Source organism: Aurantimonas marianensis (genome assembly GCF_024195285.1).
In the GTDB taxonomy this organism is placed as follows: Bacteria; Pseudomonadota; Alphaproteobacteria; order Rhizobiales; family Rhizobiaceae; genus Aurantimonas; species Aurantimonas marianensis.
The window spans coordinates 75,997-93,293 of record NZ_JALHBS010000019.1 but is presented as its reverse complement, the minus strand read 5'-3'; the positions used below and the strand labels follow the sequence as shown (position 1 = coordinate 93,293).

The 17,297-nt window shown below is 64.1% G+C and carries 20 protein-coding genes; 10 read left to right on the top strand and 10 right to left on the bottom strand.

All coding sequences use genetic code 11. The annotated features are described in order from the left end of the window. The 3 genes from MJ956_RS03765 to MJ956_RS03755 all read left to right on the top strand — a co-directional run. Window positions 1–1,103 (top strand): glycoside hydrolase family 15 protein (locus MJ956_RS03765; RefSeq protein ID WP_253963138.1); only part of this gene is annotated, 1,103 nt, incomplete at its 5' end. Further along, the gene (locus MJ956_RS03760; protein ID WP_253963137.1) at window positions 1,090–1,899 is read left to right on the top strand and encodes an SDR family oxidoreductase; all 810 of its coding nucleotides are present in this window, start codon (window positions 1,090–1,092) and stop codon (window positions 1,897–1,899) included. The genes MJ956_RS03765 and MJ956_RS03760, both read left to right, overlap by 14 nt. A gap of 119 nt (window positions 1,900–2,018) precedes the next feature. Beyond that, window positions 2,019–2,810 (top strand): SDR family NAD(P)-dependent oxidoreductase, encoded by a 792-nt coding sequence (locus MJ956_RS03755; RefSeq protein ID WP_253963136.1) that lies wholly within the window; start codon window positions 2,019–2,021, stop codon window positions 2,808–2,810. Window positions 2,811–2,897: 87 nt separating this feature from the next. Here the strand turns inward: MJ956_RS03755 and MJ956_RS03750 are convergent, their stop codons facing one another. The 3 genes from MJ956_RS03750 to MJ956_RS03740 all read right to left on the bottom strand — a co-directional run bounded on the left by MJ956_RS03750 (window position 2,898) and on the right by MJ956_RS03740 (window position 5,252). Then, a complete protein-coding gene (locus tag MJ956_RS03750) occupies window positions 2,898–3,596 on the bottom strand; it encodes a DUF1013 domain-containing protein (RefSeq protein WP_253963135.1) in 699 nt (232 codons plus the stop codon). Window positions 3,597–3,966: 370 nt separating this feature from the next. Further along, the gene (locus MJ956_RS03745) at window positions 3,967–4,416 is read right to left on the bottom strand and encodes a cupredoxin domain-containing protein (protein ID WP_253963134.1); all 450 of its coding nucleotides are present in this window, start codon (window positions 4,414–4,416) and stop codon (window positions 3,967–3,969) included. Between the two features lie 173 nt (window positions 4,417–4,589). Then, window positions 4,590–5,252 (bottom strand): ArsR/SmtB family transcription factor, encoded by a 663-nt coding sequence (locus MJ956_RS03740; RefSeq protein ID WP_253963144.1) that lies wholly within the window; start codon window positions 5,250–5,252, stop codon window positions 4,590–4,592. Between the two features lie 93 nt (window positions 5,253–5,345). Between MJ956_RS03740 and MJ956_RS03735 the strand changes: the two genes are divergently transcribed. From MJ956_RS03735 to MJ956_RS03725, 3 genes are all read left to right on the top strand, one after another. Then, complete coding sequence (locus tag MJ956_RS03735) at window positions 5,346–6,212, top strand: sterol desaturase family protein (protein ID WP_253963133.1); 867 nt, start codon at window positions 5,346–5,348, stop codon at window positions 6,210–6,212. Between the two features lie 90 nt (window positions 6,213–6,302). Further along, window positions 6,303–7,052, top strand: a complete 750-nt coding sequence (locus MJ956_RS03730) for a DUF1499 domain-containing protein (protein WP_253963132.1) — start codon at window positions 6,303–6,305, stop codon at window positions 7,050–7,052. A 76-nt stretch (window positions 7,053–7,128) separates the two neighbouring features. Beyond that, window positions 7,129–7,482 carry a DsrE/DsrF/TusD sulfur relay family protein gene (locus tag MJ956_RS03725; protein WP_253963131.1) on the top strand — a complete coding sequence of 118 codons (354 nt, stop codon included), beginning with the start codon at window positions 7,129–7,131 and terminating at the stop codon, window positions 7,480–7,482. 16 nt (window positions 7,483–7,498) lie between these two features. Here MJ956_RS03725 and MJ956_RS03720 read toward each other — a convergent pair whose 3' ends face one another. Then, a complete protein-coding gene (locus tag MJ956_RS03720; protein ID WP_253963130.1) occupies window positions 7,499–8,557 on the bottom strand; it encodes an ornithine cyclodeaminase in 1,059 nt (352 codons plus the stop codon). A gap of 2 nt (window positions 8,558–8,559) precedes the next feature. Beyond that, the gene (rocF, locus tag MJ956_RS03715) at window positions 8,560–9,423 is read right to left on the bottom strand and encodes an arginase (protein ID WP_253963143.1); all 864 of its coding nucleotides are present in this window, start codon (window positions 9,421–9,423) and stop codon (window positions 8,560–8,562) included. Window positions 9,424–9,617: 194 nt separating this feature from the next. Here rocF and MJ956_RS03710 point away from each other — a divergent pair, with 194 nt between their 5' ends. Further along, complete coding sequence (locus MJ956_RS03710; RefSeq protein WP_253963129.1) at window positions 9,618–10,106, top strand: Lrp/AsnC family transcriptional regulator; 489 nt, start codon at window positions 9,618–9,620, stop codon at window positions 10,104–10,106. On the opposite strand, the gene MJ956_RS03705 is transcribed toward MJ956_RS03710, so the two are convergent. Both MJ956_RS03705 and MJ956_RS03700 read right to left on the bottom strand, forming a co-directional pair. Then, window positions 10,090–11,121, bottom strand: a complete 1,032-nt coding sequence (locus tag MJ956_RS03705) for a sodium:calcium antiporter (RefSeq protein ID WP_253963128.1) — start codon at window positions 11,119–11,121, stop codon at window positions 10,090–10,092. The genes MJ956_RS03710 and MJ956_RS03705 overlap by 17 nt on opposite strands. Before the next feature lie 139 nt (window positions 11,122–11,260). After that, on the bottom strand, window positions 11,261–12,268 hold the full coding sequence (locus MJ956_RS03700) for an NAD(P)H-quinone oxidoreductase (RefSeq protein WP_423724791.1): 1,008 nt from the start codon (window positions 12,266–12,268) through the stop codon (window positions 11,261–11,263). Between the two features lie 386 nt (window positions 12,269–12,654). Between MJ956_RS03700 and rcdA the strand changes: the two genes are divergently transcribed. Next, the gene (gene rcdA, locus MJ956_RS03695; protein WP_253963126.1) at window positions 12,655–13,170 is read left to right on the top strand and encodes a protease adaptor protein RcdA; all 516 of its coding nucleotides are present in this window, start codon (window positions 12,655–12,657) and stop codon (window positions 13,168–13,170) included. A gap of 81 nt (window positions 13,171–13,251) precedes the next feature. Here the strand turns inward: rcdA and MJ956_RS03690 are convergent, their stop codons facing one another. Then, complete coding sequence (locus MJ956_RS03690) at window positions 13,252–13,563, bottom strand: hypothetical protein (RefSeq protein ID WP_253963125.1); 312 nt, start codon at window positions 13,561–13,563, stop codon at window positions 13,252–13,254. Between the two features lie 120 nt (window positions 13,564–13,683). On the opposite strand from MJ956_RS03690, the gene MJ956_RS03685 reads away from it, so the two are divergent. Next, entirely contained in the window at window positions 13,684–14,586 is a 903-nt protein-coding gene (locus MJ956_RS03685; RefSeq protein ID WP_253963124.1) for a LysR substrate-binding domain-containing protein, read from the top strand. 113 nt (window positions 14,587–14,699) lie between these two features. On the opposite strand, the gene rpmE is transcribed toward MJ956_RS03685, so the two are convergent. Beyond that, window positions 14,700–14,921, bottom strand: coding sequence for a 50S ribosomal protein L31 (gene rpmE / locus MJ956_RS03680; RefSeq protein WP_206452812.1), 222 nt, complete (start codon window positions 14,919–14,921; stop codon window positions 14,700–14,702). 196 nt (window positions 14,922–15,117) lie between these two features. On the opposite strand from rpmE, the gene MJ956_RS03675 reads away from it, so the two are divergent. Continuing rightward, entirely contained in the window at window positions 15,118–16,923 is a 1,806-nt protein-coding gene (locus MJ956_RS03675; protein WP_253963142.1) for an ABC transporter transmembrane domain-containing protein, read from the top strand. Between the two features lie 25 nt (window positions 16,924–16,948). Here the strand turns inward: MJ956_RS03675 and MJ956_RS03670 are convergent, their stop codons facing one another. Then, complete coding sequence (locus MJ956_RS03670) at window positions 16,949–17,287, bottom strand: c-type cytochrome (protein WP_253963123.1); 339 nt, start codon at window positions 17,285–17,287, stop codon at window positions 16,949–16,951. Window positions 17,288–17,297: the final 10 nt, after the last annotated feature.

The window sequence follows — 17,297 nt, the reverse complement described above, 5'->3', positions numbered from 1 at the left end:
TCGGCCTGCCCGAGGTGATCGGCGGCGAGCGCAACTGGGACTATCGCTTCACCTGGGTGCGCGATGCCGCCTTCACACTCTACAGCCTGTCACGCCTCGGCTATTACGACGAAGCGGAGGCCTTCGTCCATTTCCTCATGGTCCGCGCCGTGGAAACCGGCGAGTCGGGTCTGCAGATCATGTACGGCATGGACGGCTCGGAGCACCTGCCGGAATCCGATCTCGATCATCTCGACGGCTATTTCGGCTCACAGCCCGTGCGGATCGGCAACGAAGCCTACAGCCAGCGCCAGATGGACATCTACGGCGAGTTCATGGATGCGGTCTATATCGCGTCCAAGGCTCGCGGAAAGCCCGCCTATTCCGTCTGGAAAAAGCTCTCCGGCATTCTCGACTGGCTCTGTGACAATTGGCAACTGCCCGACAAGGGCATCTGGGAAAGCCGGGGCGAGCCGCACGAGTTTCTGTCGTCCCGGCTGATGTGCTGGGTGGCGCTCGATCGCGGCCTTCGGATCGCCCACGACCAGTCGATGCCCGCCGATATCATTCGCTGGCGCGAACAGCGCGATCTCATTCAACAATCGATCCTCGAGGAATTCTGGGATCCGGACATGGGCGCCTTTACCCAGTTCAAGGGCAGCAAGGCGCTTGACGCCGTCGTGCTGCTCATGCCGCTGGTCAAGTTCATCAACCCGCGCGACCCGATGTGGACATCGACCCTGAAGGCCGTCAAACGCCATCTCGTCCACGACTGCCTGGTCAAGCGCTACATCAACACCGAGGAGAACCACGACGGCCTCGAGGGGGAAGAGGGCGCCTTCACCATCTGCTCCTTCTGGTATGTCGAGGCGTTGGCGCGGACTGGATACGTCGCCGAGGCCCGGTTGCTATTCGAAAAACTGCATACCTACGCCAATCATCTCGGGCTGTATTCCGAGGAATTGTCGTCGGCCGGCGATCATTTGGGCAATTTCCCGCAAGGCCTGACGCATCTTTCGCTGATTTCCGCAGCCATTTGGCTGGATCGGGCGTTGAACGGCGACAAGCAGGATCCGAACTATTTCGAATTCCAGATGCTGGAGGATCCCAATGGCATCTTCTAAGGGCCTCCACCTTGCGGGGCAGACCGCCATCGTGACCGGTTCCTCATCCGGGATCGGCGCCGGAACGGCCAGGGAACTGGCAAGCGCGGGCGCGGACGTCGTCATCAATTTTCACGACTCGGAGCGTGACGCCGAAGCGGTCGTCGTGGATATCGAGGCCATGGGACGGCGATCCTTCAAGATCGCGGCGGACGTTTCCAGCGAGCCCGACGTAATCGCCATGTTCGATGAGGCGGAGACGCGCCTCGGACCCATCGACATCGTCGTATCCAATGCCGGCATGCAGAAGGACGCTCCGATCGCGAAGATGGGCCTCGACGACTGGAACGCGGTGATCGGCATCAACCTGACCGGCGCTTTCCTGGTCGGGCGGGAGGCGGTCCGGCGGTTCCGCGGTAAAGGACCGCGGGAGGATGTCAGTCCGGCGCTTGGCAAGCTGGTTTTCGTCTCCTCCGTCCACCAGACCGTGCCCTGGGCCTTCCACGCCAATTACGCCGCTTCCAAGGGCGGCATCGACATGCTCATGCGCTCGATCGCCCAAGAGGTCGCGGCGGAAAAGATCCGCGTGAATTCGGTCGCACCCGGTGCCATCGCGACGGCCATCAACGCCGACGAGCGCGAGAACGATCGCGACGCGATGCTCGAGCTCATTCCCTATGGCCGGATCGGCGAGCCGACCGACGTCGGCCGCGCCGTTGCCTGGATGGTCTCCGACGCGGCCGACTATCTGAACGGACAGACCATCTTCCTCGACGGCGGCATGACGCTGTATCCCGGCTTCAAGGGTAATGGCTGAACGGCCGACATCGAGGGAAAACCTCCGCCCTGCCCTTTCCATTCGCATCTGCTATGGAGGCGCGTTCAATCGCGTCGTTTCGCACGGTTCGCGGCCGATGCAGCAAAAGGAGAAGCGCCATGGCCCTGAACGGCAAGGTCGCGATCGTTACCGGCGGCGCCAAGGGAATCGGCTACGCGATTTCCCGCCGCTTCATCGAGGAAGGTGCCAAGGTCGTCATCGCCGACGTCGACGAAAAGGCGGCTGCCGCGGCGGCCGATGGTCTGAGTGACCTCGGCGAGATCCGCTCGATCGTCTGCAACGTCGCCGACCGGCTGCACGTCCACAACCTCCTCGCCACCGCTCTCGACCAGTTCGGCGACGTCGATATCCTGGTCAACAATGCCGGGATCGTTCACAAGGCCGATTTCCTCGACCTTGAAGAGGAAGCGTTCGACCGCGTCTTGAACATCAATCTGAAGGGATCCTTCCTCTGCGGCCAGGCGGTTGCCCGTCATCTGGTCGAAAAGGTCAAGGCCGGCGGCACTCCCGGCGCGATCGTCAACATGTCGTCGGTCAACGCCGTCTTCGCGATTGCCGACCAGGTCGGCTATTCGGTCTCGAAGGGCGGCATCAATCAGCTGACCAAGGTGATGGCGCTGTCGCTGGCGCCGCACGGCATTCGCGTCAACGCCATCGGTCCCGGATCGATCATGACGGACATGCTGCGCGCGGTGGCCGAGGACAAGGAAGCCTCGCGGCGCATCCTGTCGCGTACGCCGCTGGGGCGGATCGGCGAGCCCGAGGAGATCGCGGCGATCGCCGCATTCCTGGCGTCCGACGATGCCAGCTATATCACCGGCCAGACGATCTATGCCGATGGCGGCCGTCTTGGCCTCAACTATACGGTGAATGTCGCGGAAGAGGACTGACACCAAGCTTCCGTGATGGGAATAAAGCGACGGCGCCGGATTGCTCCGACGCCGCATCGTTCTGCCGCTGGGCCTGAGGGCCTTTCGTCAGCCCTGCTCCTCGCCGTCCTCAGATTCGCTGCCGCGCATCGAGGTGAGCTTGGCGAACACCGCGGCCGCATCCAGTTCCTCGTCCTCGGCGGCTGTTTCGCCGCGGCCCCAGTTCTGCGTCTGCGACGCCGACAACAGCCGCTCTTCTTCCGCCAGTTCTTCCGGCCGCACGATACCGCGAGAGGCCTTTTCGACTTCCAGGTCGAGATTGATCTGCGTGCAAAGACCGAGCGTCACCGGGTCCATCGGCTGGAGATTGGCGGAATTCCAATGGGTTCGATCGCGAATTTGCTGGATGGTGTTCTTGGTCGTGCCGACTAGGCGGGAAATCTGCGGATCCTTCAGCTCCGGATGGTTGCGTACCAGCCAGAGGATCGCGTTCGGCCGGTCCTGGCGTTTGGAGACGGGCGTGTAGCGCGGCGCCTTGCGCTTGGTTTCCGGCACACGGACCTTCGGCGTCGCCAGCTTCAGCTTGCGATTGGGGTCCTGTTCCGCCGCCTCGATCTCCTCGCGCGATAGCTGCCCGGTCATGATCGGGTCGAGCCCCTTGATGCCCTGCGCTGATTCGCCATCCGCGATCGCCTTGACCTCCAGATGATGCAGCGTACAGAAATCCGCGATCTGTTCGAAGGACAGCGAGGTGTTGTCGACGAGCCATACGGCCGTCGCCTTCGGCATCAATAATTGCTGTGCCACGAATACAATCCTCCTTAGTGCCTGCCCCGGGAGGCAAGCCGTGGATGTTCAACCACATGTCCGGGAATTCGGCCGCTCTTATAGGCGCCTCACCGCGGCGACGCAAGGAAATCGAAACGAATTATCGGGATCGGAGGATCGGTACGGCACGGGCGGCAGCAACAGCCGGTCGTTCGCCTGTGACGACGATGCGGTTGCACCGGAAGCGAGCACGCCGGGCCGCTATGCCGATCACCGACAGCGGATTTGCGGCCAGCCGACGCCTGACGGAAAATGCGGCGCTCCGTTCCGGCCGATCCGCAACCCCGAAACCTTCCACGGCATACGCAAGGGCGGCGGTCACCTCACATCGAGACAACCGCCAACAGGGTCACTTGATGGTGACCGTGCCGACCATGCCGGCTTCCTTATGCCCTTCGATCCCGCATTCGATGGGAATATTCTCGCCCGTCTGAACCGGCACGATGAACCATTCGGCTTCGCGATTGGGTCCGACCTCGACCTCAGTCACGAGGCCCTTGATTTCGGCCACCAGGCCGCCCGACGGATCGGCGATCTCGACCTTGCGGGTGAAAATCTTCTCGATGAATTCATGGCCCTCGATCTCGTGCTTTGCCTCATCGACATTTTTCAGCACGATCTTGTAGGCCTTGCCGGTTTCCAGCTCGATATTGTCCGGCTTGAAATACATCTTGTCACCTGATGCGCCCATTTCGATGACGATTTCCGTGGGGTCCGCCCGGCTGAGGTCTCCGGCGGCCTGAGCGGCCGATGACAACAAAAGTGCGGCGGCCGGAATCAAGATCGCGATCCGTTTCATCCGTTGATCTCCTTTGGAAGGCCTTTGCCCTTGGCACCGTAGGTCGAAAGGCACTTGCGGTGATTGACCCAAATCAACGGGGTTCGCTTTGCTCGGTCTCCATCGCCGCCGGCATCCGGCGGCCCGGACCCTTTCACGGTCTCCGAGGCGGCACGCAAACGGCGGCGAGGCGCTTATGCACCGGTTTCGACAGGCAGCCCTGCGGCACGCCACTCCGGATAGCCGTCCTCCAGGCGATGGGCCACCAGTCCACGCGAACGCAAGGCGGCAACCACCTCGAAGGAAAAGACGCACCAGGGGCCGCGGCAATAGGCGACGATTTCATGGCCCGGATCAAGTTCGCCAAGCCGCGCTTCGAGCTCGCCCGCAGGGACGTTGATCGCGCCCGGCAGGTGGCCGGAGGCGAACTCGTCCGCCGGGCGGACATCCAGGACGGTGACCCGGCCATCGCTTGCGCGGGCCATCAACTCCCCGCGCGTCACGGGTTCGAGCGTGTCCCGCGCGTCGAAATACGATCGCCGGATCTGTGCGACTTCCGCGAGGGTTCGCGTTCCCAGCCGCGACAGCGCCGCCATCAGATCAAGCACCGCGTCGTCGGCGAGACGATAGCGCACGAATTTGCCGTCCCGCCGCGCCGCGACCAGACCGGCCCGCTTCATCTGCTGGAGATGATGCGAGACATTGGCAAGCGGAAGCCTTACCCGCGCGGCCAAGCCGTCCACGCTACGCTCGCCCTGCGCCAGATGCTCCAGCATCTCCAGACGATGAGACGAGCCGAGCGCCTTCGCCACCACCGCGAACTCCGCGTAGAGGGCCTGCTTCGGGCCGATTGACATCGTTGCCACGCTCTCACTATATCATTCAAAGGTTCGTTTGAATGTAATGCGAAGCGGATCATATAACAAGCCAATCGCGCAAAGGATGGCCGCATGACCGAGACCCTTCTGGCAAACGAACCGATCATCCGTGTGTCCCTCTTCCTCGGCATCCTCCTCGCCATGGCGCTCTGGGAGGTCGCGGCGCCGCGGCGACGGCGGGAAATCCCCCGCCTTTTGCGCTGGACCAACAATCTCGGCGTTGTCGTCGTCGACACGCTGCTGGTCCGTCTCACCTTTCCGATCGTCGCGGTGGGTCTGGCGCTGATCGCCGAAGAGCGAGGCTGGGGCCTGTTCAACGTCTTCGACGTGCCGGCCTGGGTCGCGGTGATCGTGGCGATTCTGGCGCTCGACCTGGCGATCTACCTGCAACACGTGATGTTTCATGCCGTGCCCGCCCTGTGGCGGCTGCACCGCATGCATCACGCCGATCTGGAATTCGACGTGACCACCGGTTTGCGCTTCCACCCGGTCGAGATCCTGTTGTCGATGGGGATCAAGCTGGCGGTCGTCGCCGCGCTCGGTCCACCGGCGGTGGCGGTACTGATCTTCGAGGTGCTCTTGAACGGCACAGCCATGTTCAACCACAGCAACATCCGCATCCCGCTGGCCGTCGACCGGGTTTTGCGCTGGTTCATGGTGACGCCCGACATGCACCGGGTCCACCATTCCATCCATCCGAGCGAGACCAACAGCAATTTCGGCTTCAACATGCCGTGGTGGGACCGCCTGCTCGGCACCTACCGGGCGCAGCCCCGTGACGGTCACGAGGCGATGACCATCGGCATCGAGCAGTTCCGCACCCGCCGCGATCTCTGGCTCGACCGGATGCTGCTCCAGCCGGTCAAGGGACCGGCGAGCGGCTACGCGATCAATCGAAGGCGCGGGGAAAGGGCCGAGGACGGCCCCCGCACGGATTGACGGTGATCGGCGCGACCTCCGCAGGGCTCTCGACCGGCCGCCGGCGCGCTGTTCTCCCGGCGCCGGCCAACGCAATCAAAGGACCAACGCATGAATGAGACCACAGGACACCGCGGCAACGGACCGTGGTCCCGAACCGCGCTCGGCGGCTTCGCGCTCGGCCTGGGCGCGATCGCCGGGATCGCGGTATCGGCCATCGGCTACCGGTATGACTGGTGGCAGGTCACGACCGCGCTGAACATCTCGACCTATGCGGCCTATGCGGCGGTGCTCGGTCTCGTGCTCTCGGTCATCGGCCTCGCGCGATCGCGGCCGGGCGGCGGGCGACGCGGCTTCCTGATAGGCCTTCTCGGTCTGGCGGCCTCCCTGCCGGTCGTCGCGATGGCGGTCCAATGGGAATACGCCACCGGCGCCTATCCGCCGATCAACGACGTCAGCACCGATATCGAGGATCCGCCGGTTTTCTGGGAGATGCCCAAGCCGACCGACTATCCAGGCGGAAAGGTCGCCGAGTTGCAGCGCGAGGCCTACCCCGATCTGGCGCCCCTGGTGCTGACGGTCGCGCCTGATCAGGCCTTTGCCCTGGCTCGCGCTGTTGTCGAGGACGAAGGCTGGGAAATCGTCGCGGAAGAGTCGGAGGACGGCCAAATCGAAGCCGTCGCCGGCAGTTTCCTCTACGACTTCAAGGACGAGGTCATCATCCGCGTCACCCCTTCGGACGACGGCGCGGTCGTCGACGTCCGCTCGCGCTCGCGCACCGGGCGCCTCGATCGGGGAGTGAACGCTAAACGGATACGCGCGGTCCTTGCCGAACTGAAAGAGCGATCCGGCAACGTTTAGCCTTGAGCCCGCGCCGCGCCGGACGATGGCGCGGCGTCTTGCCGAACCAGGAGATGGTCAAGCGGAGTGAGCCGACATGCGACATCTTCTCATCCTGAACGACCCGCCCTATGGCACCGAACGCAGCTTCAATGGGCTGCGCATGGCCCACGCGCTGGCCAAGCACGAGCCTGAGGGAATCGTGACGGTGTTCCTGATGGCCGACGCGGTGGTCTGCGCGAAGAAGGGGCAAAAGACGCCCGACGGCTATTACAACATGGAGCGCATGCTGCGCCGGGTTCTCAGCGCAAATGGACGGGTGCTGCTCTGCGGCACCTGCATGGACTCGCGCGGCCTGTCCGACGACGAGGTGATCGACGGCGCCACACGCAGCACGATGAACGAATTGGCCCAGGCCACGCTGGCCGCCGACAAGGTCCTGGTGTTCTAAAAGTTTCCGGCGGGAATTACGCCGCCTTGTCGGCTCGCAGCACCATGCCGAACAGATCGCGCGGATCATTCGGGTCGGCGATCATGTCGAGTCGGTCGAAGAACGTCGTCGACGCCACCTTGTCGCGCACGTAGCGCAGCGCCGAAAAATCCTCGATCGCAAAGCCGACCGAGTCGAACAGGGTGGTCTGCCCCGCGTCGCGCCGGCCGACTGCCTCGCCGGCGATCACAGTCCACAATTCTGTCACCGGATGATCACCGGGGAGCTGCTGGATCTCCCCTTCGACGCGAGTCTGCGGCGGATATTCGACGAAAATATCCGAGCGCAGCAGGATGTCTTTGTGCAGTTCGGTCTTGCCGGGACAGTCGCCGCCGACGGCGTTGATGTGGATACCGGAGCCGACCATGTTGTCCGTCAGGATGGTCGCGTATTGCTTGTCGGCGGTCACCGTCGTGATGATCTGGGCACCCTCGACGGCGGTTTCGGCACTGTCACAGCGGACGATCTCGAAGCCCTTGCCAGCGAGGTTGCGCACGCACTTCTCGATCGCCGCCGGATCGATGTCGTAGAGCCGCAGCTTCGTGATGCCGAGCAATGCCTTGAAGGCCATGGCCTGGAACTCCGACTGCGCCCCGTTGCCGATGATCGCCATGCATCCGGCGCCCCTGGGTGCCAGATATTTAGCGGCCAGCGCCGACGTCGCCGCAGTCCTCAGCGCCGTCAGGATCGTCATCTCCGACAGCAGCACCGGATAGCCGTTGTCGACCCGCGACAGCACGCCGAACCCCGTGACGGTCTGCAGGCCCTCCCTGAAATTCTTCGGATGCCCGTTGACGTATTTGAAGCCGTAGACCTCGCCATCGCTGGTCGGCATCAGCTCGATCACGCCCTCGGCGGAATGGGAGGCGATGCGTGGGGTCTTGTCGAACAGATCCCAGCGTCGGAAATCCGCTTCGATATAGTCCGCCAGTTCCCGCAGGAATGTCTCCACCCCGACGCCGAGGACGAGCTTCATCATGTTGTCGACGCTGACGAACGGTACGATGTTGATGTTCTTCGGCGGTTTGGCGGTCATGGTCAGTAGCTCCTCGTGCGGCGGTCGAGGACCTGCCGGCCGAACAGGCTGGCGACGAGGTCGACGATCAGCTTGGCGGTGCGGCCCCGTTCATCGAGAAAGGGGTTGAGTTCGACGATATCGAGCGACGAGACCAGACCGCTGTCGTGCAGCATCTCCATCACCAGATGCGCTTCACGAAAGGTGGCGCCGCCGGGAACGGTCGTGCCGACGGCGGGAGCGATCTCGGGATCGAGGAAATCCACATCGAAACTGACATGCAGGCGGCCGTCCGCGGCCCGTACCCGGTCGAGAAAGCTGCGAAGCGGCGCCGCGATGCCGAATTCGTCGATCGCTCGCATGTCGTGGACCATAATGCCGGTCTCGACGATGCGGAGGCGCTCGGCCGGGTCGACGGAGCGAATTCCCATCATGCAGATGTTGTCGGGCCGGATCGGCTCGTCGAGGGCCGGAACCGCCCCCTCGAACCCCGGCGCCCCCGTGACATAGGCGACCGGCGTTCCGTGCAGATTGCCGCTCTTGGTGCTGTCGAGCGTGTGCAGGTCCGGATGCGCGTCGAGCCAGAGCACGAATGGCTCCCGGCCCTCCCGTCTCGCCCGCCGGGCGATGGCCGGCAGGGTTCCCGCCGCGATCGAATGATCGCCGCCCATGAAGATCGGGAGATGGTCGCCGACGAGCGACACTTCGCAGACGTCGCCGAGCATGGCGATCAGAGCGGCATAGCTCGCCAGATGGTGAACGGTTGCGTTGGCATGGGACTTCGATTCGCCGGCGGCCGCGTGAAAATTGCCCAGATCCTCCACCCGATGCCCCAACTCGGAGAGTGCGTCGACGATGCCGGCGGTCCGCAAGGCATCCGGCCCCATCAGGCAGCCGGCATAGGCACCGCCGGTGTCAGCCGGGGCACCGATCAGGGCGATGGAGCGTTGAGATGTCATCTGGGTCGCGATCCGGAAGAATTAGGTCCAGCAATTCGATCTGGATCGGATGGCGGCGACAATGCTAAAAACTGATCAAAAGGGGTATTCTTCTTCGCAAAATGGCAAGCAAAACTTCCGAAATGGACGACATCGACCGGAGGCTCGTCGGCGCCTTGCGCCGGAATGCGCGCATGGCGATTTCCGATCTGGCGGCGGAGCTCGGCGTTGCCCGCGCCACGATCCGCTCCCGCATGGACCGGCTCGTCGCCAATGGCGAAATCCTCGGTTTCACGGTGGTGCTGAAGGGCGACGCCTCGGACAGGCCGGTTCGCGGCATCACGCTCATCGAAATCGAAGGCAAGGGAAACGAGCGAATCGTGTCTCGCCTGAGGGGTTTTCCCGAAATTCAGACGATCCATTCCACCAACGGGCGTTGGGATCTGATCATCGAATTCGGCACCGAAACCCTGGCCGATCTCGACGAGGCGTTGAAGCGTCTTCGCCTGATCGACGGCATCGTCGCCAGCGAGACCAGCCTTTATCTCGCCACCCAGCGGAGCAGCAGGGCCAGCGCCCGGCGCAGGGATGAGACCATTGCGACGGGGCAGGCCCTCAAACCAGCAACATGATCACCGAGAGGACATACAGCACGAAAACGCCGACGCTCTCGAAGCCGATGTTGAACAGACCCTGCTTCTCACGCTTCAACATACCGAGAAGGATCACCGCGACCATCAGCATGGCGAACAAGGCCGTCGCCTGATCCTGCGGCGTCATCGCCACATAGATGGACCCCGGCGAAACGAAATCCGCCAGGCTGAGAAATAGCACCTCGAAGGCGTTGCCTCCTATGATATCGCCGACCGCGAGATTGACCGCGCCGATACGAACGGCAGCAACCGCGGTAACCAGTTCGGGGAGCGAGTTGGCGATCGCCGTGAAAGTGGTCCCGAACAGCGTGCTGGACACACCCGTCAGCTCGACGAGTGCGATACTGGTCTGTCCGATCAGATACCCGGCGACGGCGGTGATTGCGGCGAACAGCGCAAACAGGCTCCAGAGCCGCGTGTTGCTCCGATCCTCATCGCTTTCGGAGGGATCGGAGGTCTCTTCCGGCGTCGCATGCGTGACGGTGGCTTTCCATAGGTCGTTTTGGTGAACCGAGCGAAGCAGCAAAAGTCCGAGACCGTAGCCGACGGGAAGCACGTATGACGCCGGGTGGACCCCGGCCACCGACAATTCCGGCACGGTCGAGGCGATCAGCGCCACCGTCAACAGGCTGATCAGCAAGATACCCTGGGTGACGCCCACGGGTGTGGCCGCGGCGTGCTCCAGATTGGCACGCCGATAGAACACGTCCGCAACAGCGATGAACATTGTCTGCGCCGTCAGACCGCCGAGCGCATTGCCGATGGCAAGTTCGGGAACCCCCTGATAGGCCGTCGTCACCGATGTGATGGCACCGGGCAATGAAGTCGAGGCGCCCACGAACACCGCGCCGGCGATGATCTCGCCGAGACCCGTGCGGTCCGCCAGTTCGTCGGCGATGTGCGAAAGCTTGACGCCGGCATAGGCGATCGCCGCGGCCGAGGCCACGAAGATGGCGATATTGACGGCCATGCCGAACGAGCCGAAACCTATCATCTGGAAGCCCGGTCCCTCGCCTGCCGGCGCGCGCTCCGCGCTCGTCCTCTCCGGCTGCGCCGACCCTCCCCGGCGCCGACATCGACGAACCATTCAGCCAGCGGCCTGTCCAAGGATGGAGCGGCTCCAACCGGCCCCCTCATCGACCGGCGGCCGCCATCGTCAGGATGATCTTTCCGACATGATCCGCGTCCATGTGCCGGTGCGCCTTGGCGGCATCGGCCAGCGGATAGGTCGAGTCGATCAGCGGCTTCACCTTGCCATTGGCAAAGAGCGGACCAACCTTCTCCTCGATCTCCCGCGCGATGGCCGCCTTGAATGCGACGGAGCGATTGCGCAGCGTCGAGCCGGTCAGCGTCAGCCGCTTGCGCATGACCAGATTGAGGTCGATCTGGACTTCGGGCCCCTTGAGAAAGGCGATCTGGACGATGCGGCCGTCCTCGGCCGCGACGGCCAGGTTGCGGTTGGTATAGTCCCCGCCGACCATGTCGAGGATCAGATCGATGCCCCGCCCGCCAGTTGCCTCGCGCAGCGCCTCGACGAAATCCTCGCTGCGATAGTTGATGCACCGCTCGGCGCCGAGCCGTTCGGCCGCGCGGCATTTGTCGTCGCTGCCCGCCGTCGCGAAGACCGTGGCACCGAACGCCTTGGCGAGTTGGATCGCAGTGGTGCCGATACCGGACGTGCCGCCATGGACCAGGAAGCTCTCCCCCGCCTTCAGGCCGCCGCGTTGAAAGACGTTATGCCAGACGGTGAAGAAGGTTTCCGGAACGCCCGCCGCCGCCTCGATCGACAAAGCGCTCGGCACCGCGATGGCGTTGGTCTCGGCGACGGTGGCGTATTCGGCGTAGCCGCCGCCCGGTACCAGCGCCATCACCCGGTCGCCGGTTTTGTGCCGGCTGGCGCCCTCGCCGAGCGCCACCACGGTGCCTGCCACCTCCAGCCCCGGCCAGTCCGGCGCGCCCGGCGGCGGCGGATAGGCGCCCTGGCGCTGCAGGACGTCGGGTCGGTTGACGCCGGCGGCTTGGACCGCGACCAGGATTTCGGCCGGCCCCGGCGTCGGAACCGGGCGTTTTCCGGTCTTCAGCACTTCGGGACCGCCGAACCCGTCGAGGAGGACGGCTGTCATTTCCTGGGGGATCGTCATGAGTCGTGATATCTCCACGTGTCGGGTTCGGGTGCAAAGATAGAGAAAAACTTGCGACGACGAGAGCCGGTTAATCTTCAGGTAAGGTTTCCGGTGTTTAACTAATTCCGGTCCAGATTGATGCGTTGGCAGCCTGATGGATAGACGAAGCGGCTTCCCGCCTCGTTTGACGCCTCCCTGTTGTAAACTCCTGAGAGCCGCTCGCTGCGGCTCTTTTTTTTGCCGGCGCTTCACCCGTTAACCGGAATTAACAATTCTACGGGAGCTCGCTTGCAAACGTGGCGCTCTCGCCGCACCCTTTGACGACGCAGGATGCCTTCGATATCGCGAACTGCCGACAGATGAATTTTACGCTTGGAGGACCGTCGCGGCCGATGACGATTCAGATGACTGGTTCGAAAGACGACGACCACACCATCCGGCTGGCTGAGCATCTCGCCTTCTCGCGGTCATTCCAGCCGCTGTTCAACGAAGGCATGACGCTCGTCGACGAGACGGCGATCTATCTCGACAGCGACGGGCGGTCGGAGGCCAAGGCGCTGTCTCGCCCCGCGGCGACGCTTTATGCGGCCGAATCCATGCGCCTGACCACGCGGCTGATGCAGGTCGCGTCCTGGCTGCTGCTCCAGCGCGCCGCGAACCAGGGCGACATGTCGCGCGCCCAGGTCGAGGCCGAGAAGGTCAAGGTCCGGCTGGAGGGTTTGGGAACCGCGAAGGATTCGCCCCAATATGGCGAACTTCCGGAGGCGTTCCGCGGGCTGGTCGAGCGCGCGCTGATGCTGGAACGCCGAATAGCCATGCTCGACCGTGAGATCTATGGCGAAGTCTCCCGCGAGACACCGGACGGGCATAACCCGGTCGGCGAGCAGATCGATCTGCTGAAGACGGCCTTCAACAGCTAGCCACTTTCAACCTGTCCGGGCCAGACGGGCAAGGGCGTCGCAACCATTGCCCCTCGATCGCCTGAGAACGCCGCGTCTGCTTCAGGATCGGTCGCCGCCATTACGGCGGGACGGAACCTGACCATGCTCAGGCGCCTGCCTTTGCATCGAGCGGAGCGCTTTTAGCGCATCGATCGATAGTGGCAGGCGCGCGGCCTGTTCGACCTGTTCGTGCCGCAACCCCGCAATGTCTTCCAGAATATTGCCATCGACCTTCAGAAGCGTCTGGAAGGCCTCGCGCCGCAAGCGTTGCCGACGCCGCTCCGCCGACCAGGATCGCAACCACCCGATCACCGTCGACGATTCAGCCGACGCGGCATCGACCGGATTTGGCAGAAACAGTGAGCGTAGCATGGTGGTCTCCTTTGTCCTGAGACGACACCCTGCCGAAAGGCTATTGATGAGTCGAACGAGAAGTTATAAGACTTGCTGTGAGATTTTCGAATAGAAAAGCCCCTTCGCGAGGAAGCCGCCATGAGCCGCCCCCTGGCATCGTTGCCGAATCTCGACATGGATCTGGCCCGCACCTTCGTCGCCATCTGTGAAAGCGGAAACTTCTCCAGGGCCGCCGAGCTCGTGCACCGCACGCCGTCGGCCGTCAGCCTGCAGGTCAAGAAGCTGGAGGACATGGTCGGCCGCGCACTGTTTCGCCGGGAGCCACGAGCCGTCGTGCCGACCGGCGACGGCGAGATGCTGCTCGGCTACGCGCGCAGGCTCTTGCGGCTGAACGACGAGGCGATGGCGCGTTTCCTGGTTCCGCAGATCGAGGGGCGGGTCAGTTTCGGCGCACCGAACGATTCGGGCATCTTCGCCATTCCCGGTATTTTGAAGCGCTTTGCCTCGACGCATCCGCAGGTCGCCGTGGATGTCAGGCTCGATTACAGCGCCGAACTCCGGCGTCGCTGCGCCGCGGGCGAATTGGACGTGGCGATCGTCAGTTGCGGCGAGAAACCCAATTCTTCGAGCGAAGAAATCTACAGCGAGGCGCTTGTCTGGGTCGGGCTGCGCAATGGCCGCGCGGCCGAGCAGACGCCCCTGCCTCTGGCCTTGGCCGATCCGGGCTGTTCCTGGCGCGGCCGCGCGCTCGACGCGCTGGACAGCGTCGGCAGGGATTACCGCATCGCTTATTCAAGCGAGCTTTGTCAGGGCCAGATCGCGGCCGTCGAAGCCGATCTGGCGATAGCCCCCCTGCCCGCGAGCGTGCTGTCGCCGTCCCTGGTCCGGTTGAACGACCCGGCACGCCTGCCGCCGCTTGGCAGCTATCGCGTTTTCATGATGAAGCGGGACGGCGCCGGTCCGGCGGCCGACGCTCTGGCGCAGCATGTGTCGGAAAGCTTTCGCGATCTTGCCGACCGCCAGACGCGCATTTTCGCCTGAGCAGCATCCCCTCGGCCCGGTGTTTGCCCGACGGAAAAAGCCCGGCGCGCTTATCGCGGTCGGGCCGATGCCGTTGCCAAGACCGGAGAATGCTCCAGCCCCCAGGCGACAGATTACATGCCGAGGCCTTCGTAGCGCTTCTTGAAGCGCGACACGCGGCCACCGCGGTCGAGAAGGTGCTGGTTACCGCCGGTCCATGCCGGATGGCTGGTCGGGTCGATGTCGAGATTCATCTTGTCGCCGTCCGAACCCCAGGTCGAGCGGGTCTGATACTCGGTGCCGTTGGTCATCACCACGGTGATCGCGTGATAGTCGGGATGGATATCTTTCTTCATCGCCTTCGATCCTTGGTCTTGCCGGCTTCCCAGATATGCCGACGCCACGGCGGCCAAGCCGTCAGAACGTCTCGATGTGATGGGAACAGGTCGGCGCAATCGCTTCCAAATTCGAGGAGGAGCCTATACATGAGGGCCGGGTCGGGCACAAGGGGCGACCGCGGACACGCATGATGGGGAGGCGCGCTTGCGCGAGATGACACCGGTCGACCGCGAGACGGAGCGGAAGCGGCGCAATCTGAAACCCCTCGCGCGGCTGGTTCCCTATCTGAAGCGTTACAAGGGCAAGGTCGCCGGCGCGGTGTTCTTCCTCGCGCTGGCGGCGCTGACCACCCTGTCGCTACCGCTGGCCGTGCGGCGCGTGATCGACAACGGTTTTTCGGCGTCCGACACCGCCTTCATCGACACCTATTTCAGCATGCTGCTGGTGCTCGCCGGCCTCCTCGCCGTGGCCAGCGCCGGCCGCTATTACTTCGTCATCACGCTGGGCGAACGGGTCGTCGCGGATCTTCGCAAGGACGTCTTTTCCCATGTGACGCGGCTGTCGCCCAGTTTCTACGACCAGGCGCTGACCGGCGAAATCATCTCGCGGCTGACCGCCGATACGACGCAGATCAAATCCGCCGTTGGCTCCACCGCTTCCCTCGCCTTGCGCAATGCGATCCTGTTCTTCGGCGCCGTGACGATGATGATCGTGACGAGCCCCGGCCTGTCGCTGATCGTGATCGGCGCGATTCCGCTGATCGTGCTGCCGCTGGTCGCCTTTGGCCGCTCGGTCCGCCGACGCTCGCGTCTCGCCCAGGACACGCTCGCCAACGCCACCGCCTATGCCACGGAGGCGATCGGCGCCGTACGCACCATCCAGGCTTTCACCAGCGAGGCGGCGACGAGCGGCCGGTTTTCCTCGTCCGTCGACCGGGCCTTCGAGGCTGCCCGCTCAGCGATCCGCGCCCGCGCCTTTCTCACCGCTTTCGCCATCTTCCTGATCTTCGCCTCGGTCGTCGCGGTCCTTTGGATCGGGGCGCAACAGGTCGCCGAAGGCACCATGAGCGGCGGCACGCTGGGCCAGTTCCTACTCTATGCCGTTTTCGCGGCCGGCGCTCTCGGTCAGCTGTCGGAGGTCTGGGGCGAACTCGCCCAGGCCGCTGGCGCCGCCGAGCGCCTGACCGAACTGCTCGGCGAGGAGCCGGCGGTGAAGTCGATAGGCGAGCCGGTCGCGCTACCGGTGCCGGCGCGCGGCGAGGGCGTGTTCGAGCGCGTCAGCTTCGCCTATCCGAGCCGTCCGGACGTCTCGACCGTCCACGATCTGTCCTTCACGATCCGGCATGGCGAGACCGTCGCGATCGTCGGCCCTTCGGGCGCGGGGAAATCGACGATCTTCTCGCTGATCGAACGCTTTTACGATCCGGACGCCGGGCGCATTCTCGTCGATGGCGTGGATGCGCGGCGGGCCGACCTCGAACATCTGCGCCAGCGCATCGCGCTGGTGCCGCAGGACGTGACGATCTTCGCCGCGAGCGCGGCCGACAATATCGGCTTCGGCGATCCGGATGCCTCCGAGGCCCGGATCACATCCGCCGCGAAATCCGCGCTGGCCGACGGCTTCATCGAGGCGTTGGACGAGGGTTATCGCACCGTCATCGGCGAGCGCGGCATCACCCTGTCGGGCGGCCAGCGCCAGCGAATCGCGATCGCCCGCGCGATCCTGCGTGATGCCCCGATTCTGCTGCTGGACGAGGCCACCTCGGCGCTCGATGCGGAAAGCGAAAAGCTGGTCCAGAAAGCACTGGAAAAGTTGATGGAAGGGCGCACGACGCTCGTCATCGCCCACCGCCTCGCCACCGTCCTCAAAGCCGACCGCATTCTGGTTCTCGACGGCGGGCGGATCGTCGAGGAAGGCACCCATGCGTCGCTGATTGCCAGGAACGGCATCTATGCCCGCCTCGCCCGCTTGCAATTCGAGGCCGGGCATCCGGACGCACTGCTCGGCGCGGCGGAGTAGCAAGGGCCGCCCGAACGGTGCGCCGCTACTCGACCGCCGGCATCGTTGCCGTGACCTTTATCGCCGAATACCAGGCCGCGAGGTCGGCGATGTCCTCGTCGCTCAGGCCCGAAGCGATGATCGACATCTGCTGGTGCTGGCGCGCACCGGACCGGAAGGCTTTCAGCTGTTCGGTGATATAGAAGGCATTCGTCCCGGCCAGATTGGGCGCGTTCGGAGCCTTCGCGATGCCGTCGATGCCGTGGCAGGTCGCGCACATGCCGGCCTTCTCCTTGCCGGCCGCCAGTTCCGCCGCCGTCACGGGCAGGACGAGACTCGTCAGAATCAGCGGAACCGACAGGATCTGCGTCACGGTCTTGATCATGAGGATTTCC